Origin of the sequence: Budvicia aquatica DSM 5075 = ATCC 35567, from assembly GCF_000427805.1 — a bacterium.
Lineage (GTDB): Bacteria > Pseudomonadota > Gammaproteobacteria > Enterobacterales > Enterobacteriaceae > Budvicia > Budvicia aquatica.
The window spans coordinates 1-13,169 of record NZ_ATYS01000075.1 but is presented as its reverse complement, the minus strand read 5'-3'; the positions used below and the strand labels follow the sequence as shown (position 1 = coordinate 13,169).

Annotated in this window: 10 protein-coding genes; 3 read left to right on the top strand and 7 right to left on the bottom strand. The window is 47.1% G+C overall.

The window, feature by feature from the left end; translation table 11 throughout:
* Positions 1-244: 244 nt before the first annotated feature.
* Positions 245-3,061, bottom strand: coding sequence for an autotransporter serine protease (locus YWE_RS0119455; RefSeq protein WP_071605903.1), 2,817 nt, complete (start codon positions 3,059-3,061; stop codon positions 245-247).
* 657 nt (positions 3,062-3,718) lie between these two features.
* The gene (gene hypF / locus YWE_RS27910; RefSeq protein ID WP_051323449.1) at positions 3,719-6,025 is read right to left on the bottom strand and encodes a carbamoyltransferase HypF; all 2,307 of its coding nucleotides are present in this window, start codon (positions 6,023-6,025) and stop codon (positions 3,719-3,721) included.
* Between the two features lie 218 nt (positions 6,026-6,243).
* Between hypF and coaA the strand changes: the two genes are divergently transcribed.
* The gene (gene coaA / locus YWE_RS0119445; protein WP_029096027.1) at positions 6,244-7,197 is read left to right on the top strand and encodes a type I pantothenate kinase; all 954 of its coding nucleotides are present in this window, start codon (positions 6,244-6,246) and stop codon (positions 7,195-7,197) included.
* 99 nt (positions 7,198-7,296) lie between these two features.
* On the opposite strand, the gene YWE_RS0119440 is transcribed toward coaA, so the two are convergent.
* From YWE_RS0119440 to yccX, 4 genes are all read right to left on the bottom strand, one after another.
* Positions 7,297-7,944, bottom strand: a complete 648-nt coding sequence (locus YWE_RS0119440) for a YcxB family protein (RefSeq protein ID WP_029096026.1) — start codon at positions 7,942-7,944, stop codon at positions 7,297-7,299.
* Between the two features lie 50 nt (positions 7,945-7,994).
* A complete protein-coding gene (gene birA, locus YWE_RS0119435; protein WP_029096025.1) occupies positions 7,995-8,957 on the bottom strand; it encodes a bifunctional biotin--[acetyl-CoA-carboxylase] ligase/biotin operon repressor BirA in 963 nt (320 codons plus the stop codon).
* Positions 8,954-9,991, bottom strand: a complete 1,038-nt coding sequence (murB, locus tag YWE_RS0119430; RefSeq protein WP_029096024.1) for a UDP-N-acetylmuramate dehydrogenase — start codon at positions 9,989-9,991, stop codon at positions 8,954-8,956. The genes birA and murB overlap by 4 nt, the downstream gene beginning before the upstream one ends.
* A 100-nt stretch (positions 9,992-10,091) precedes the next feature.
* A complete protein-coding gene (gene yccX / locus YWE_RS0119425; RefSeq protein WP_029096023.1) occupies positions 10,092-10,364 on the bottom strand; it encodes an acylphosphatase in 273 nt (90 codons plus the stop codon).
* 243 nt (positions 10,365-10,607) lie between these two features.
* On the opposite strand from yccX, the gene YWE_RS0119420 reads away from it, so the two are divergent.
* Together YWE_RS0119420 and YWE_RS0119415 are read left to right on the top strand one after the other, a co-directional pair.
* A complete protein-coding gene (locus YWE_RS0119420) occupies positions 10,608-11,174 on the top strand; it encodes a hypothetical protein (RefSeq protein WP_029096022.1) in 567 nt (188 codons plus the stop codon).
* A 51-nt stretch (positions 11,175-11,225) separates the two neighbouring features.
* Positions 11,226-12,221: an MBL fold metallo-hydrolase gene (locus YWE_RS0119415; protein WP_029096021.1), complete on the top strand. Its 996-nt coding sequence runs from the start codon at positions 11,226-11,228 to the stop codon at positions 12,219-12,221.
* Between the two features lie 81 nt (positions 12,222-12,302).
* Here YWE_RS0119415 and YWE_RS27905 read toward each other — a convergent pair whose 3' ends face one another.
* Positions 12,303-12,833: an HD domain-containing protein gene (locus YWE_RS27905; RefSeq protein WP_051323448.1), complete on the bottom strand. Its 531-nt coding sequence runs from the start codon at positions 12,831-12,833 to the stop codon at positions 12,303-12,305.
* Positions 12,834-13,169: the final 336 nt, after the last annotated feature.

Sequence of the window (13,169 nt, the reverse complement as noted above, 5' to 3'; positions counted from 1 at the left end):
CTTGCCCTTGCCCTTGCCCTTGCCCTTGCCCTTGCCCTTGCCCTTGCCCTTGCCCTTGCAGTAGGGTCGTCATCCCGTTGAAAAACGGAACGCGTAGCCGTAGGCGAAGCAAACATTCGCATCGCGCAACGAGATAACGGACCAAGGACGCTGGGCTCAGCGTTAAACGATACAACTACGCCACTGTATCAATAAAAAAAGCGCCTCTTCTGAGGCGCTTAATATCAGGCACAAAATCTATCTATTAAAATCTAACTGACACATTCATATTTAACGAACTGGATTGCTGGTTATCACTAAAGTATTGCTCATAATTCATATTCATCGACAGCGCTTCAGAGAACATCCATTCCAGTCCGCTACCGATCATCACAACGTCGTGGGATAAAGCAATACCGTCTAACGGCATATATTGATTAACCCCGGTAAAGCTGGCGTTGTAGCTACCGTCATCCTGAGCAATAGCGTGCTGATAGTGAGTCGAAGCTGTTAACACCAACTTTTGCTTGTGGCCGACATCCCAACCGTAACCGGTACGGGCTCCGACACCAGCCTGCCAACGCGTCGTCGTTTGGTCATTGGCTTTTAAGCCAAAACCCGAGGCTCCGCTTTCGGTAAATGCATCCTGTTTCAGACTGATATATTGAGTATCAACATAGGGTGTGAACTGCCAACCGTCGTTCTTAATCCGATAACCTATTTCACTACCTGCGGTGAAGTAGCTACCACCCTGATCGCTGTCAGCGCGGAATGATTGATTACCCAGCTGTACATTACGTTTTTGCTGCCCGTCATAATAACCGGAACCAATACGACCGGTGACATAGTAAGCATCAAAGATCTTACCGCCGTATAACGAACCTTCCGTAATAGTACCGTTACTTTGTTCGGAACCACCGCGCAGTGAGCCTGATGTCGAACTACGGCTCAGCGTGCTACCAATAAAGGTATTACGATCCAAAAACACATCCTGTCCCATCACCCAGCCGTTCATATTGTAACCCAGGCCGGAATAGCCGCCGCTGGTCATACTGCTTTGGTAATTAATGTTATTGCTCCACTCATTCGTTTTAGGCGAATCCAGCAGTTGAGCAATATGGTTAGAAACCTGACGGTTATTCACATTTATCGCCTGATAGGTCATAGCCGTACTGGCCGCAGGCATTTGACCTGACAAGCTTTCCAGTGATGCTTTAGCTGCCTGCGCAGTTGGTGACTGCTGTAAGCTGGCTGCCGCATTTAAGAAATCAGACTGAGCGCTATTTGCTGAAGCCGTCGGGGAATTAGCCGCCTGCTGGTCAAGCTGAGTAAAGGCCTTTTCGACCCGATTAGCGCCGGCCGTTGCGGCAGCAGTGTATTCCACGCCTTTCACGCTAGAGGTATTAATTCGATTAACGTTCAACCACACATCATTGCTGCTTTGACCGATAGTAGCATCTAAAAATACCCCGGCAGACTGGGTCAGTTTATCGAAGGAACCGGTCACTCCGTGATTTGCAGTCAGAACATCTTGTTTAGCGACGGTAATATAGCCCTGAGGTATAGCCAGAACGTTTAAGTTGCCGCCCTGAATATTGGCCGCTCCCGCAATCTGTAGCGTTGACCCCAGCACAACATCAAGCTGACCGTCTTTGGTTTGCACATAGTCACGGTTGAAAACAGTCTGACCATTACGTAACACCACACTACCCTGATTATTCACTTGGCCACCAACGCGGCGTACGTCTAAGGTACCCTGAGTACCTATGTTGACCGCTGAAGCCAGACTATTATTGGAAGATAAAGTACCGCCCTGCACCTGAGTTAACCCAGAATAAGTGGCATCTTCGGCTAAAATCAACGTACCTGAGCCCTGTTTAATCAATCCGCCAGCCCCGCTGATAGGGTTACGCCAGGTGGAAGAATAACCATCAAAAGAGACGCTAACATCACCCCAATCGAATTTCATCGGCCCGCGAATTGCCGCTGCGGTATTCAATAACCCATAACCAAATGTTGAATCAACCCCCGGAGCACCGAGATCGGTGGCCGTTCCTAACAGCGTTTGGCGAACTAAATCATTAGAAAAATAGGGGAAGGCTTGCCAGACAAGCGCGGCAGCGCCAGACACTTGCGGTGCCGCAAATGACGTACCGGAAACCATGGTGTTATTAACACCATCATCGCTTAGTACTGAAACAGTGCCGGGAGCAACCATGCAATAACGCATACTGATGCCGCATGCATTAGCATAAGAAGCCAGCTCGTTTGGGTTATAGGTATTGACAGCACTCACCACTAACCAACCCTTTTCAAGCGATAAGGAACCGGCAACCGATGGCAACGAGGCAATTTTGTTCGGCGTTGATGCTGAATCATTACCACTGGAAAAGACCACCAAGCCGCCATGGGTAGAGATAAAATACTGATAGGCGTTGACATAATTATTAGTCACCGCCCGATCGTTAATATCCCAGTCGGGCAGACTCCATGAGTTATTAATGATTTTGGCACCGCTATTAGCGACGTCCATATTCACCCTGGCCAGTGAATAGCGAGGCGATCCCGCTGATGTTGGCGTATCGCTAATAATTCTGGCACTGACGATAGAAACTCCCGGTGCTACGCCGCCGGAGAAATTACCCACTCGCTGCCCGGCAATCGTTTCAGCCACCATGGTTCCATGGCCCCGAACATCACCGATATTGACATTATTGGTTGTTGAGTCAACATAGCTCAGAGAGTTTATTACTTTGCCGCTTAATGCCAGATTGGTGGTCAATACACCGCTATCAATCAGGCCGATAATAACGCCGGCCCCCGTGAGCCCGGACTGTTGAGCTTCTGCCGAGTGAGTGATGAATAAGTGTTGATTATAATTATTCCGGTTCAGCGGGCCTGATGGCGTAGAAACGTTAGAGTTACCTCCTCCGGAGTTATTACTTCCGCTGCCACCGCCGGTGCTGTCACCACCACCGCCTCCGCCTCCGCCTCCGCCGCCACAGGCAGATACCGCCAAAACTAAAAGTGAATTTCCAGTAAGATAAAATGAACGCCATAACAACGAGGTTTTGTCTTTCATGTAACCTCCGGGCTTAATAGCCTTTAAATAAGCAATTTATATTGGCCTAATACTGGAATATGTATTTCCAGTTTTTAGGGACAAGTAACCCCTCCCCCTGAAAGCTGTTCCAATATGCTTCGGAGATAAGATTCATTGAATAACGATGCTAAGTTGCTTATGACTAACCCTATCAAACTAATGGCAACGACATTTTGATTGGTTATTCTTACACTAAGGCTAGACGTGGTTTTTTATAACGTCAAATAAATTGAAATATTTTAGTGATATAATAGGAAAAATAAATTTAATCAATTAAAAACAATAGGTTAAATAAATAACCCCTTCGATTATAAAAAGAAATTGAGATTAAAGACCCATAAACCACGCCATTAACATTACACTTTTTATGGTTTATTCTCTTAATAAACCCTGACATTTAATATGGTTAATAATATATTATAATAATTATTGTACTGAGCGGTATTATTACTCAACAATATTCATTTCATCACATTAAATCGATTATTTTTCATTCTTAAATATAGAATATAATATTAAGGCAACTCATTGCGCCAATATAAATTAAATCCAATTAATATTATTCAAAATGCAATATTCACCAAAGGTTATGATGTGTTATTTATGTCTTCGACAACCATATAAATAAATATCCCATCACGTAGAAGAGTTGTTATTTGCGACCAGAACAAAAGGATTTTTTGCTGCCGCAATAACCGCCTGCCCCAGCGCTAATCCACCGTCGCCCATAGGTAACCGCTCAGGATACAACAGGTTACTACCATTTAGTTTTTCAACTAACAGCTCACGTAATAATCGGTTATGCATCACGCCACCGGATAATACAATGGTATTCAGCTGATATTGACGAGCAAACATAAGAGCCATATCGGCAAAACCCTGAGCTAAGGCAGCATGGAATGCATAAGCCTTATCAGCCGGAGTCCCTTGATACGCCAGCCATTGAGACCAAAAAACAGCCATATCCAGTTGATGACCTTTTAACGGAAGAGTCACCGGATGATCCGATATCTGAGACTCTCTGGCCAGCGCTTCCAGCCGACAGGCGGCCTCACCTTCCCAGCTAATCACCTGCGGCGAAATGAATAACGCCGCCGCAACCGCATCAAATAGACGACCGCAGGAAGAGGCTTCAGGCGAGTTTATTCCTCGGTCTATCGCCTTCGCCAGCGGCTGCCAGTTCCGTTCAGTAATAACAGTTGCCTGAGGATAACGCTGCCAGTCTGGGACAAACCTCAACCATTGCGCCAATAAATTGCGCCACGGCTCAGACGACGCCCGATCGCCACCGGGCATTGCAACTGCGGGTAATCCCCCCAGATGCCGGCACTGTTGATAATCGACCAGCAGACATTCCCCCCCCCATAACTGACCATTTTCACCATAGCCTAAGCCGTCCAGCGCCAGGCCAATCACCGGCCCGCCGTCGATAGGCCAGCCGTGTTCCGCCATACAAGAGGCAATATGAGCATGGTGATGTAACACCTCTACTAAGGGTAGATTCTGTTTATCCGCCAGCTGCTGCCCATACCGATGGCTGACATAGCCGGGATGAGCATCGATAACAATGGCTGAAGGTGAAAACCGATAGATATCCTGAAACAGAACCAATGACTGTTCATACTGTTGCTGAATATCTAAATCATCCAGATCCCCCAGATGTTGGCTCAGCACTGCGCTATTTCCTCTCAGCAGGCAAAACGTATTTTTAAGATCGGCCCCCATCGCCAGTATCGGTGAAACTTGATTAAATCCCGGCGGTAGTTCTAACGCATCAGGTACATAACCTCGGGCACGCCGCATCATCTCTGCGCTATCGTCAACATAGCGCACCAGAGAGTCATCAGTTCGTTGAATAATATCTCGATTATGCATCAACCAAAGGTCAGCAATATTGCGCAAATCATTCAGCGCTTGCTCATTGGTTAATGCCGGCGGTTTACCTGATGAATTACCTGACGTCATCACTATCGGTCGCCCTACCAGTTTCATCAATAAGTGCTGAAGAGGGTTAGAAGGTAGCATCACGCCCACTTCACTCAAACCGGGAGCGATCCCGTCACAGAGCGGGGAATCACACGATTTAACAGCCAGAGCAATCGGCGCAGGACTGCTTTGTAGCAGTTGTCGCAATGCAGGGGAATCCTGTGAACAACAGCGGCTCAGCCAGTCGAGATTAGGCAACATCACCGCCAGAGGTTTAGTTGGTCGATGTTTACGCTGGCGTAATAATTCAACCGCCTCAGCGTTAGTGGCATCGCAAGCCAAGTGAAATCCACCCAAGCCTTTAATTGCCAGTATGCCACCGCCCAATAAAAGTTGTGCCGCCTGCTGTAGGGCATCATCCCCTTTCCTACCAAGTCCTTCAGTCTGGCAGCTCCAAATATGCGGACCACAATCCGGGCAGGCATTAGGCTGAGCATGAAACCGCCGATCGGCAGGTGAACGATATTCAGACAGGCACGAAGGGCAAAGTGGAAAATTAACCATTGCCGTATTTGGCCGGTCATAGGGCATCTTGTGGATAATCGTAAAGCGGGGGCCGCAATGAGTACAGTTAATAAACGGATAGTGATAGCGGCGATCCTGCGGATTAAACAGCTCGGCCAGGCAGGCAGGACAGGTTGCTGCATCAGGAATGACCTGCGTATCCATCCGCCCTTCGCCACTACTGCGGATAATAAAATGCTCAGGACGCTGCGGCCATTCACAAGGCTGCCTGATGATGCTATCAATACGGGCTAACGGAGGGCATCGTTCATGCAACTGTGAGATAAAAAACTCAAGCTCTTCAACGTTAAGTACCCGAACCAGAACGCCCTCAGCGTCATTACACACATCGCCTTTCAGATTCAGCTCATGAGCCAGTTGCCAAACATACGGACGGAATCCAACGCCTTGGACTTTCCCCTTAATACGGAGCTGTATTCCATTAAGACCCACAATGACTCCTTATCTGACCGAGTGTAATACCGCTTGTTACTGCTATTTTGAACTTTAAACCGCCGTTTGGTGTTTAGAGAGATCAAAGAAATCCGCATTTAGGCGATAAAAACTTCTGTGACTTGGCTTAAGGTGTCTATAATGTTGCATTACGTCTTACTTAATTTGCCTAGTCAGCCAATAACAACAATATGGCGCTGACAAACAGAGTACGGTTTATGAATAATAAAGAACAACTATTTGCTTTAAGCCCCTACATTGATTTTAGTCGAGAACAGTGGGCTGCCCTCCGGGATTCAGAACCACTGACGTTAACTGAGCAGGAAATCATTAACCTTAAAGGCATTAATGAAGATCTGTCTTTAGATGAAGTCTCACAAATCTATCTGCCCCTCTCCCGTCTGATCAATTTTTATATCGACAGCAATTTACGCAACCAGTCGGTATTAGAAAAATTCCTCGGTCTTAAGAATCAACGAGTTCCTTATATTATTGGCGTAGCCGGTAGCGTAGCCGTTGGTAAAAGTACCAGTGCCCGGGTATTACAGGCCTTACTAAGCCGCTGGTCTGAAGATCGTCGGGTTGATCTCGTCACTACAGACGGCTTTTTACACCCGAATAATGTATTGCAAGAACGCCATTTGATGACCAAGAAAGGCTTTCCTCAATCATACGATATTCAAAATCTGGTTCGCTTTGTTTCTGAAATAAAATCCGGCGAACCTCGGGTTGAAGCGCCGGTTTATTCTCATTTAACTTATGATATTTTGCCGGGAGAAACTCAGGTTATCCAACAACCTGATATTCTTATTTTGGAAGGGCTAAATGTGTTGCAAAGTGGGATGGATTATCCACAATCTCCCCACCGGGTATTCGTTTCTGATTTTGTTGATTTCTCTATTTATGTCGATGCTGAAGAGAAATTATTAAATCAGTGGTATGTAAATCGGTTTCTTAAATTCCGCAAAGGGGCATTCTCAGATCCTGACTCTTACTTCCATAACTATGCCAAGCTGACCGAAGAAGAAGCCTTGAGCATTGCTAATAATATTTGGCAGGAGATCAACGGCAAGAATCTGATTCAAAATATTCTCCCAACCCGTGAGCGGGCGAGCTTAATTTTGAAGAAGGGGCTTGATCATGCGGTGGAACAGGTTCGGTTGAGAAAATGATTCGCGGCGAAAGTTCACAACGTCAAAGCTATCAGTAGGCGGATTAACTGAGGAAAATGATGAAGAAGCCGTAATTACAGGCTTCTTCATACTAACAACTCAGACTGGCTTGGTTAGTTTAGCGGTGATAAAAGCAGCAACAGCATCACGGTCATAGCCGTCAAAGTCGTCGGGTAGCCAGAAAAAACTAACGGCAAACAGCGAAATAAAAGACATGCCCTTATGGGTGGTAAAGCCCGTTACGCTATCCCACTTAAAGCAACTGACGCCGTTATTAGTCTTGCTTCTCAGCCCGTGTTCACCTAACTCCAGATAATATCCCGTCTCGGTCGAACGGTTACTACGATAAACTTTTCGCTGAAAGCTCCGCCCGCGGCGAAAAAAACGTAAGTACAGCGCAAAATACCCCACAAAAAAGGCATAGAGAAATAGCATAATAACGCCAATATCCCACCAACTATGACGAAAGTTAACATCCGTTTCATCGCCCCCCTGAAAGATAGTCATATACAGGGTAATATCAAACTGAGTCAGCATGGCTCCTACAAGCGTAAGTAAGCCAAACATCACCGTTAATGCAATGACGGCAACCAACAGGGGAAAATATTTTGAACGCCTTTTACGTAAAGGCCTCAGCGTAATACCGCTGCCGCGCAAATAATCGGTAAACGATAAGCCCGGTACGTTAAAACGATATTTAACTTCGCCAATATCACCGTCAAATAATTCAAATTGCTGACTGTTCATAACATATCCCTTGTTCAATTCTCATCCATGAATACTTAGCTGAGGCCAATTCAATCCGCCGCACGCAGTGAAATTTCACCACCAATATAAGGCTTAACCACCCCATCCTGCTCCAGTAGCAAAGCCCCTTGTTTATCAATACCCCGAGCGATACCGTGAATCTGGTTTTCACCAATAAGCAGCTTCACCGGGCGGTCAATAAAGTTATCTAACTTACGCCAGCGGGTGATAAAAGGCGCCAGTCCCTGCTGTTCAAACTGCTGTAGCGTTTCACGCAGAGTAGACAATAGCGTGGCTACCAGCTGATTACGATCGATCGCTATGCCGCCGTCGCTTAAGTTAGACCACAGCTGATTAACCACGCTGCTATCAGGCTCTCGCATTGACAGATTAATGCCGGCACCAATGACCACATTCGCCGCATCACCGGTTTTTCCCGTTAATTCGACTAAAATACCGGCTAGTTTACGATCTTTAAGGTACAAATCGTTTGGCCACTTAACTCGAACATCAGCTGCACCCAGCTTATGTAAAACTTCTGCCATCACAATGCCGATAACCAGACTCAGCCCGATAGCGGCCGCAGGCCCCTGATCCAGCTTCCAATACATCGACATATACAAATTAGCACCGAACGGAGAGAACCATTGTCGGCCACGTCGGCCTCTCCCGGCCTGCTGATATTCCGCCACGCAGGCATCACCAGAGCGCAATTCCCCCAGGCGTTCCATTAAATATTGATTAGTGGAATCTACCACCGGTAATACCGTGACCCCGCCTTCAGGTAAAAACTCAGCGATAGCTTGTTCATCCAACAGCTGGATGGGTGCCGGTAAGCTATAGCCTTTACCGGGAACGGTAAAAACATCCAGCCCCCAGTCGCGCAGAGTCTGCATATATTTGTTGATCGCCGCCCGGCTCATGCCAAGATCGGTTCCCAGCTGTTCACCAGAGTGAAATTCGCCGTCGGACAGGATGTTAACCAGCTTTAAAGGAACCGCGATATTTTTCATGATAAAACCTCAACCGCATTACGCTCACCGCTCGGACCAATAAAGCGAACTTCCGGCTCCAGCCAAACGTTAAACCGCTCAGCAACCTGTTGGCGTACGTAACCAGCTAGCGCTGTCACATCCAGAGAGGTTGCATGATCTAAGTTAATCAGGACTAACGCCTGCTGCTGATGAACGGCAGCTCCGCCAATTCGGTACCCTTTTAGCTGACACATATCAATCAGCCAACCTGCTGCCAGCTTTTCTTGCCCGTCAGGCTGAGGGTAATGAGGAGCGTTTGGATACTCAGCCAGGATCTGCGCCGCTACCTGCGCACTCACTATAGGATTTTTAAAAAAGCTGCCCGCATTCCCGGTTATTTTAGGGTCGGGTAACTTGCTGCTGCGCATAGCGCACACAGAATCGAATACCTGTTTGGGGGTAACGGTTGCGCTATCAAACTGACGCAGATCGCCATAGCTCAGCACCGGCTTCCACACTTTATCCAGCACCAGCCCTACAGCGACAATCGCATAACCATCGCGAAACTGGTGTTTAAAAACACTGTCCCGATAGCCAAACTGACAATCTGCTGCGGCAATCCGTGAAATATCACCGCTCGCCAGATCCAGCACATCAACGTATTCACACACGTCCTTCAACTCAACGCCATAAGCACCGATATTCTGAATCGGTGAAGAACCGACACAGCCCGGAATCAAAGCCAAGTTTTCCAGACCGCTAAAGTTATGCTCTAAGGTATAGCGCACCAGCTCATGCCAGTTTTCTCCGGCACCGATATGTAAATGCCAGGCATCGTCTGACTCTCTGACGTTAATTCCTTTGATGCGGTTCAAAATAATCCAGCCAGAAAAATCTTCTAAAAACAGCATATTGCTGCCTTCACCCAGTAATAGTACCGGATGTTCTCCTTTCTCTGCCTGCTGCCATGCGTCAACCAGCTGTTGCGGAGATTCAGCGAAAATCACCCGCTCGGCACGCACGGGTAAACCAAAGGTATGTAAAGCCTGAATAGAGACAGATGAAGACGACATAGAAGATCCCGACATAACGATAGACACTCAGCCCAAAGAACTGCCGTTAGTCTACTCGATCATGCCAAGCTGTGACTATAAGTGAGTTAAGGGAAGTGAATCAGTAACGTATCTTAAAGTCAGAGTATGCTTTATAGGGTCTGGGCTCAGTCAGTACCCGCTCAACCCGAGCTGAGCGCGGACCTTGTTTAAGCCACTCCACCAACCGGTCAACCTGGTGTTGCTCACCGCAGGCTAATACCTCAACGCTGCCATCATCCATATTATAGGCATAGCCCGTAATTCCTAACGCCAAAGCCTGCTGTTGGGTCGAATAGCGAAAACCAACGCCCTGAACCACTCCTGATACGTAGGCAACAAGACAAATCGGCATAACTCCCCCTCGTTTAGTTTTAGTACCCTTTTATTTTGATCGTTCTCTGTTTTTATCGCTTTCTATTCTTACAAAATCAACCAAACCGATTGCGGTTTTTTTCATCTGCTTACACAATGCCATTTCACTGGCGTCAGTTAACTAATCATAGCCTGAGTGTTGCCATTTCTTATGGCAATACGGCAAATTTTCACTGACGTCTTGCCAACAAAATAAGCCACATTAATTCAGAAGGACTCTGATATGTCTGACAAGCAAAGCGCGCCACAAGAATCTGTCACCATCACGCTCAACGCCAGATTACAACCAATACACCGCGGCGAGCTGGAAGACGCATTAGCGCAGGTTTTAGGCGCTCATAGCATCGGAGAAATCTGTGGCGGAGGTTCTTTGCTGACTGATGGTGGCGAAGTCAGTGAATGCGATATCGAAATTATCGCCACCGATACCAGCCCACAGGCCATTGAGCATATTATTAGCTTTTTAGAGAGAGCCTTAGCGCCAAAAGGCTCAAAGCTGCGCATCGGTGATCAGGTAACTCTTTTCGGTAAGCATGAAGGCTTGGCTCTTTACCTTAACGGCACCGACCTGCCGGATGAAGTATATGAAAACTCAGATATTAATCACGTTGTCGACCAGTTAGCAAAGCTGCTCGGCCAAGAAGGTATGATGCATAGCCATTTTGACGGCGAGACTGAAACCGCACTTTATTATTACGGTAGCAATTTCAATACCATGCATCAGCTAATCAAACCGTTTATTGACAGCTATCCGCTGTGCCAGCGGTGTCGAGTGGTACAGATTGCTTAAGTAATACAATGTTTACGGTATTAACCAACCAGACAAAAGGAATCAGATCGTATGAAGAAAAATATTAGTCGTACTTTACTGGCTATGACTCTCGCCGGGGCTGGTATATTTGGCGCCATTCACTCAACGGTTGCTTTAGCTGCCGCCCCGGCTCAGCAAAAAGAGCAGGTTCCCGGCTACTATCGGATGCAGCTAGGGGATATGGAAGTCACTGCGATCTATGATGGTTACGTAAATATTGATAAAAAAGTGATCAAAGGCATCGATGCGAAAGATGCCAAGGTACTGTTAGATAAAATGTTCCTCGACAGTACCAACGGTGTGCAAACTGCGGTAAATGCTTATCTGATTAATACCGGTGCTAATCTGATATTAGTCGACTCCGGTGCGGCTAAATGTTTTGGGCCAACCCTTGGTGGAATCCAAAATAATATTCGTGCGGCCGGTTATACCCCAGAGCAAATCGATACCGTTTTACTGACTCATCTTCATGCAGACCATAGCTGTGGTATTAACGATCAGGGAAAAATGGTTTTCCCTAATGCCGTTGTTTATGCCGCTAAAGCCGATGCCGACTACTGGTTAAGTCCGGAGATGGCAGCTAAAGCACCTGAAGGGGCAAAAGGGTTATTCCAAATGGCTCAAGATGCCGTTGCACCTTATCAGGCCGCCGGTCGTTTCAAAGTTTATAGCCCGGGCGATACGCTGATTGCCGGCGTTGAAGTGGTTCCAACGCCGGGCCATACGCCGGGACACACCTCTTATCTTTTCAGTACTAAAGGGCAAGAGCTGTTGATCTGGGGAGATATCGTTCATAGCCATTCGATCCAGTTTTCTCAGCCGGAAGTCGCGATGGAGTTTGATACTGATAGTAAACAGGCAATTGAAACCCGTAAGAAACTGTTTGCTGACGTTGCTAAGAAGAAGCTATGGATTGGTGGCGCTCACCTGCCATTCCCCGGACTGGGACATGTCGGTGTTGAAGGTAAAGGCTATCGCTGGGTGCCGGTGGAATATAGCCCGCTGATTGTTAATACCACCAAGTAGTATCTATCGGAACCCGATGTTATATCGGGTTCCGATTGCTAATGTCCAGTCATTAAGCAGCCGCACTCACTCAATTTTTATTTAACCTATATCAGCATCTGCCAGACCCTTTAGAATACAGGCTTCAGCCATCAAATACAGTGACCCATCACCCTGCCAGAGTACCGAAAGCTGTCGCTGTTTTTCTATCAGATAAGTTGCGGCAAACTTAGGATCCAGCTCGGCAATATTACGACTATTATCAATAATATCAGCCAGCTTAATGGTCTTCGCTTCAGGACAAGCCTGTGCGGTATGCTGTAAATCAATATTAAATTTTGCGTCCCGGTTCCCGTCACTGCCCTTACTAATCTTAGTCAGCATTTCTACATAACCGGCAACGACAGTACCAAACCGTTGAGCAATATCGTCCAGCGTAACCTGCGTATCCTCCACCGTATCGTGTAACCAAGCGGCAGCAATCATCTCAGGCGAATGAGGAACCGAACGCACCAGTTCAGCGACGGCAGCCGGATGAACGATATAAGGCGCATTAGTATATTTACGCAGTTGATTCGCATTTTGGTGGACCTGTGTAGCAAAGGCTTTTGCCCGCTGTTCAAGGCTATTCATTGGTATCCTTACTGATGATATATATCCGTTGCAGGGGTGTTGGCCGCGTTCGTTCGCCCGAATCACTTACCTAAGTAAGCTTATCGGGATTCACTCACTTGCCGCCTACCTGCAACTCGAATGCTTTTGGGTATAGGGTGAATAGTTTAGTTTATGCCAAGCGGTGGGATAAGTCAGATGATTAGTATCAAAAGTATTACGTTGGTTTGGACTACTGAGCCACTGTTCTTAAGTTATGGCCCTTGCCCTTGCCCTTGCCCTTGCCCTTGCCCTTGCCCTTGCCCTTGCCCTTGCCCTTGCCCTTGCCCTTGCCCTTGCCCTTGCCCTTGCCCTTGC